Below are 6,140 nucleotides of genomic sequence, written 5' to 3' on the forward strand. Positions count from 1 at the left end.
GATACCCAGGATCTTGTGCCCATCACTATCCGTGACAGCAATGGAGCGATTACTGCGCAATTTGATGGCACCGGGAACATCGGCAAAAGCGAGCGATGGAATGCCGAGCTGGAGGTAACATTACCGCTGGATTGGCTGACGCACCCCATTGGGTTCGCGGGCATCGAAGCGAAATATATTGGCCATTATCACGGTAGCAAAGTGACCGACCCCGTCACTGGCCTGAACCGCCGCATGTCCCACCGTCCATTGTGGCACCAACAATGGGATATCCGTTATGATATGGCCGACCTTGGCCTTGTCTTCGGTGCATCCTTCAGCGTTCAGGAACCGAATTTCGCCTATTTCTTCAACGAGATCAGACGCCAGCATGAGGGCACACAATCGACGCTATTTATCGAATATAGCAAGTTCAGCCTAGGGACACTGCGTTTCCAAGTGACCGACATGGCGGGTTTCCATCGTGACCGGTTTATTTATGCGGGATCGCGGGCATCGGGAGGGCTCGATCAGATCGTGAACCGGAAACGCACCCTCGACCCGCTGCTTCAATTGACGTTGTCCGGGAAATTCTGATTATTCGCTGCGCAACGCTTCAATCGGCGAAAGACGCGATGCCCTGATGGCGGGGTAGCCGCCGAATAGGATGCCGATGATTGCGGAAAACGCGACAGACATTAATGCCGTGTCCAACCCGACGGGGGCTGGAAAGTCGGCCACTTGCTGAAAAACGGCTGCAGCGAGGACCGCCAATGTCAGGCCGATAGCGCCGCCAATGACGCATAGCACAGCGGCTTCAACGAGGAACTGGTTACGGATGTCGCTGCGCTTTGCGCCTAGCGCCATGCGAAGGCCAATTTCCCGCGTGCGTTCGGTAACGCTGACCAGCATGATGTTCATGATACCGATGCCGCCCACCAGCAACGATATGGATGCTATCGCGACCAAAACGGCCTGAAAAATCTGGGTTACTTGACCGGTCGTCTCGGCGATTTCCGTTGTTGTGCGCACAGTGAACGGGCTAATTCTTCCTTTGGGTACGCGGTAGCGGTCGCGTAACATACGTTTGATGTCCTGCTGCCCCGCGAGCAGCGAATCTTCGTCCTCGAAACCGACAAACAGCAGTGTCACATCGTCAGGCCCCTGCATCGCCGTGGTCTGCAGCCGCTGACGCAGCGTCGTGATGGGCACGACAATTTGGTCGTCATTGTCATTACCCAAATTGCTGCCCTTGCTTTCGAGCAAACCGATGACCTTAAAGGGAACGCGATTGATGCGCACGGTTTCGCCCACAGGATTTGCATCTGCGAACAGCTTGTCCGCAACCGTCTGTCCGATCACAACAACACGTGCCGCCGCACCGACATCGCCATCGGTCAGAAAACGGCCTTCGGACGCGGTGACGTTGGACACAATGCCATATTCAGGTGTGGCACCAGTCGCTTGTGTGGTGGCGCTGCGGCCCGGTGTGACCAGTTGGACGCTGCTGCGGATCTGGGGTGCAACAGCGCTCACGCCCGATACCTGACGTAAAATGGCGCGCCCATCGCGCTCGGTTAAGCGGCCGCGGTCTGTGGAGCGCGGCGGGCCGCTGCCGCTGTCGGGCTGCGGCACGACGATGGCCATATTTGAACCTAAAGTTGCGATCTGCTGCGTCACCGAAACCTGTGCACCATTGCCCACGGCTACCGCCAAGATGACGGAGAAAACCCCGATCATCACGCCAAGCGTGGTGAGGATGGAGCGCATCAAATTGGTGCGCAGCGCCGTCATCGCAATTGCGATATTGACGCCCCAGCCAGCGATGGAGTTCAGCAGATTATTCATCCGGCAAACGCGCGGCGTCGCGATTTGACCGCAGCGTCTTCAATGACCCGCCCGTCGCGAAAGACAATCCGCCGTTCGGCATATTCGGCAATGTCGGGCTCATGGGTAACCACGATGAGCGTGATGCCTTCGTCGTTCAGTTTCTGGAAAATACCCATGATATCGAGCGATGTCTGGGTATCCAGCGCGCCTGTTGGTTCGTCAGCAAGCAGCATGAGCGGATCGGTGACCAACGCACGGGCGATGGCAACGCGCTGTTGCTGGCCACCGGACAGCTTGGCAGGGGTGTTCTGCAAACGGTTACCAAGCCCCATCGCCTCAAGCTTCGCCTGCGCACGCTCCCGGCGTTCGGTATAGCCAAGGCCAGCGTAAATGAGCGGCACCGCCACATTGTCCAGCGCGCTCGTGCGGGCGAGCAGGTTGAACTGTTGAAACACAAAGCCAATTTTGCGGTTGCGGATTTCAGCCAATGCGTCGCTGTCGAGCGTCTTTGTATCAATGCCGTCGAGTAACAAGGTTCCGGACGTTGGGACATCCAGACAACCGATCATATTCATGAACGTCGATTTGCCCGATCCGCTGGCACCCATAATCGCAACGAACTCACCACGTTTTATGCTCAGCGAAACGCCGTTGACGGCGTGCAGAACCTCGCCGCCGATCACATAATCTTTGACCAGATCATGCGTTTCAAGAAGCGGCGCTGTCATCTTCGTCCGCATTGTCGTCGGTTTGGGCCTTTGGCTTCAGGGATTTTGTACGGATGAGAACTTTGTCGCCCGCTTTGATACCCGAAGTCACTTCCGTATAATCATCGCCTTGTAAGCCGATCTGAACCTGTTTCCGTACCGGTCGATACAGATCGGTTCCCGCCAGATACAATGTCGGCCGGGGTGTTTCCTTTTTTGCAGGCGCCCCGGGTGTTTCTTCTTTCGGTTCGCCCCGGTCGGCCAATTTGGGACGGAAGCGAAGCGCGTTGGTTGGCACGCGCAACACATTGGCCTTTGCGCCAGTGATGATTTCTACATTCGCGGTCATTCCGGGCAGCAATTTGCCATCTTTATTGTCCACGTCGATGATGACGAGATAGCTTACGACATTCTGCGTTTCGACGGGCGCTTGGCGGACCTGCCGCACTTTGGCGCGAAATATATCATTGGGGTAACTGTCGACGGTGAAGGTCACATCTTGGCCTTCGACAATTTGGCCAATGTCTGCTTCGTCAACCGATGCTTCGACCTGCATCTTGGTGGTGTCGGCCGCGATTTCGAACAGGTTTGGCGTCTGGAAACTGGCGGCGACGGTGGTGCCCGGTTCAACAAGTTTATTGATGATGACCCCGCTGGCGGGCGCCACAATCACGGTGCGGTTCAGGTCGAGCCGTGCTGACGAAAGCTCCGCAGTGCCTTGGCTGATCTGCGCATTGCCGCTTTGCGTTTGCGCCAGCGCAACCTGCAAGGCGTTGCGCGCGCTGTTAAGCTTGCTTTGCGCGATGTCGAGGCCTGCCTTTGAAACAAAGCCGCGCTCGGCCAACGCCCGTTGCCGCGCAAAATCGCGTTCTTGTATCTCAAGCTCCGACCGCGCACGGGCGACATTGGCAACCGTTTGCTGCAAACCGGCGCGGGCCAACGCAACTTGTGCTTCGGACTGCTGCACGCGCGCACGCACGCGGGTTGAATCGATCTCGGCGAGGACTTGGCCTGCCTTCACGGGCGAATTGAAATCGACGTAGACCTTGGTGACTTGGCCCGACACCTCGGTACCGACCTTGATTGTGTTCAGCGCACGAATTTTGCCGCTGGCCGAAACCTTGCGCAGAACTTCGCCGCGCGTGACGGTCTCGCTGACATATTCATAGTCATGCGGGGTAGGACGAACGATGCGGTAGAGAATGAATAGCAGTACAAGCGCGATAATCGCTGACCAGACGCGGTGCCGTTTCACCCAAGCCCGTATTGTTTCAAACATCCGACCTGTCCTCAATTGTCTTCTAGCCCTGTATATGTAGTGCGCAATGATTAGGCTAGTGATTTATTCATGTAACACAGCAAAAAGCCCGCCGGAATTGCTTCCAGCGGGCTTTTGTTAATCCTTAAAGGAGGCGAAGCTTATTCTTCTTCGCCGCTATCCACAACATCATCGATGGCTGCGTCAGTGGTGGTCAGATCATCTGAAATCACCTTTGCCAACACATCGTCGCCGATGGCTGCTTCAGAACCCTGTGCCAATTCGGCCGCATGCTCTTCAGCCGCTGTCTCAGGCGCAATCAGGCTTTCCTGAAGCTTCTTGTAGCTGGCACGAAGCGCAACGTCGCGGCTTGTCGCGGCAATCCGCATGCGGTTCATGGCAGAACCAGTACCCGCAGGGATCAGGCGACCAACGATGACGTTTTCCTTCAGACCGGTCAGGATGTCCTTCTTACCTTCCACTGCGGCCTGTGTGAGGACGCGTGTGGTTTCTTGGAAGGAAGCTGCCGAGATGAACGAACGTGTCTGCAACGAAGCCTTGGTGATGCCGAGCAATACGGGGTTACCGGTTGCAGGCGCCTGACCCTTGGATAGCTTCGCATTGATTGCGTCCATTTCTTCGCGGTCAACCTGTTCACCGGGAAGCAAGGTTGTGTCGCCACCGAATGTGATTTCAACCTTTTGCAACATCTGACGAACGATCGTTTCGATGTGCTTGTCGTTGATCTTCACGCCCTGCAAACGATACACTTCCTGAATTTCCGCAACCAGATATTCAGCCAATGCTTCGATGCCCATGACTTCAAGGATGTCATGCGGGTTCGGCGAACCAGCAATCAGGTTATCGCCCTTACGAACGAAATCGCCTTCCTGAACATCAAGTACCTTCGACTTTTGGATCAGATACTCAATGCGTTCGCCTTCTTCCGGAACAATCGCGATCTTCCGCTTCGCCTTATAGTCACGGACGAATTCAACGCGGCCCGAAATCTTCGCAATGATTGCGTTATCCTTCGGAATACGTGCTTCGAACAATTCGGCAACGCGTGGCAGACCACCGGTGATGTCGCGGGTCTTAGCAGATTCACGGGTCACACGCGCGATAACATCGCCTGCCTGAACCATGGCACCGTCTTCAACCGACAGCATCGTACCAACGCCGAGCAGATAACGCGCAGCTTCACCGCTATCGTCATCCAGCAAGGTAATGCGTGGGCGGAGGTCTTCCTTCTTGGTGCGGCTGCCGGCACGATCTTCGATAACGACGCGCTGGGCGATACCCGTTGCTTCGTCGGTTTGCTCGGTCAGCGTCTTGCCATCGATCAGGTCCTGATATTTAACAATACCCGACTTTTCGGTGATGATGGGCATGGTGAATGGATCCCATTCAGCCAGACGATCACCAACATTGACCTCCGCACCATCCGGGAATGCCAACGTCGCACCATAAGGCAGACGGTGAATTTCCATCTCGCGGCCATCCTTGTCGACGATGACAAGTTCACCGTTACGGGCCATCGCCAGACGCTTCTTACGCTTGTCGACGATGGTTGGCAGATCGCGATACATGACCTTACCCGCTGCGGTTGCATCAAGGTTCGACTGTTCGTTCAACTGCGCCGCACCACCGATGTGGAAGGTACGCATTGTCAGCTGGGTTCCAGGCTCACCGATGGACTGTGCCGCGATCACGCCGACAGCTTCACCGATGTTGACTGGCGTACCGCGTGCAAGGTCACGACCGTAGCAGGTACCGCAAACACCAACCTTGGATTCGCACACCAGCGGTGAACGGATCTTAAGGGCCTGAAGGCCGGTTTCTTCCATGGCAGCAACCATTGCCTCGTCGAGCAAAGTTCCAGCAGGGATCAGCACCTTGCCATCAAGGCCAAGGATGTCTTCTGCCGTGGTACGGCCAAGGACACGCTCACCAAGTGAGGCGATGGTCGAACCACCCTGAACGATCGAACGCATTTCCAGCGCGCGCTGGGTTCCGCAATCGACTTCAACGATGGTGCAATCTTGCGATACGTCGACCAGACGGCGTGTCAGGTAACCTGAGTTTGCAGTCTTCAGTGCGGTATCGGCCAGACCCTTACGGGCACCGTGGGTCGAGTTGAAATACTCGAGAACGGTCAGACCTTCCTTAAAGTTCGAAATGATCGGCGTTTCGATGATCTCGCCCGAAGGCTTGGCCATCAGACCGCGCATACCGGCAAGCTGCTTCATCTGCGCTGGCGAACCACGCGCACCGGAGTGGCTCATCATGTACACCGAGTTGACTGGCAATTCACGGCCATGCTCGTCGGTTGGCGATGCCTTCAGCTTGTCCATCATGGCGTTGGC

The 6,140-nt window shown here is 56.2% G+C and carries 4 protein-coding genes and 1 pseudogene; 1 reads left to right on the plus strand and 4 read right to left on the minus strand.

Translation table 11 applies throughout. The features are described 5' to 3' along the window. Positions 1–576, plus strand: a 576-nt coding sequence (locus ACILQA_RS09210) for a hypothetical protein (RefSeq protein WP_395629431.1), incomplete at its 5' end; no start/stop codon positions are given. Here the strand turns inward: ACILQA_RS09210 and ACILQA_RS09215 are convergent. The 4 genes and pseudogenes from ACILQA_RS09215 to ACILQA_RS09230 all read right to left on the minus strand — a co-directional run. Beyond that, positions 577–1,827 carry an ABC transporter permease gene (locus ACILQA_RS09215; protein WP_395629432.1) on the minus strand — a complete coding sequence of 417 codons (1,251 nt, stop codon included), beginning with the start codon at positions 1,825–1,827 and terminating at the stop codon, positions 577–579. It abuts the gene before it with no gap. Further along, the gene (locus tag ACILQA_RS09220; RefSeq protein ID WP_395629433.1) at positions 1,824–2,537 is read right to left on the minus strand and encodes an ABC transporter ATP-binding protein; all 714 of its coding nucleotides are present in this window, start codon (positions 2,535–2,537) and stop codon (positions 1,824–1,826) included. The genes ACILQA_RS09215 and ACILQA_RS09220 overlap by 4 nt, the downstream gene beginning before the upstream one ends. Then, complete coding sequence (locus ACILQA_RS09225; RefSeq protein ID WP_395629434.1) at positions 2,518–3,795, minus strand: efflux RND transporter periplasmic adaptor subunit; 1,278 nt, start codon at positions 3,793–3,795, stop codon at positions 2,518–2,520. Before ACILQA_RS09225 ends, ACILQA_RS09220 begins: the two co-directional genes overlap by 20 nt. Before the next feature lie 140 nt (positions 3,796–3,935). Next, a pseudogene (locus ACILQA_RS09230) lies at positions 3,936–6,140 on the minus strand (DNA-directed RNA polymerase subunit beta'); the annotation flags it as partial.

It is taken from the genome of Sphingorhabdus sp. (assembly GCF_044239005.1).
Classification (GTDB): Bacteria; Pseudomonadota; Alphaproteobacteria; order Sphingomonadales; family Sphingomonadaceae; genus Sphingorhabdus_B.

Coding starts and splice junctions, on each gene's coding strand:
- ACILQA_RS09215 (WP_395629432.1), bottom strand. CDS start 1,827: ATGAATAATCTGCTGAACTCCATCGCTGGCTGGGGCGTCAATATCGCA.
- ACILQA_RS09220 (WP_395629433.1), bottom strand. CDS start 2,537: ATGACAGCGCCGCTTCTTGAAACGCATGATCTGGTCAAAGATTATGTG.
- ACILQA_RS09225 (WP_395629434.1), bottom strand. CDS start 3,795: ATGTTTGAAACAATACGGGCTTGGGTGAAACGGCACCGCGTCTGGTCA.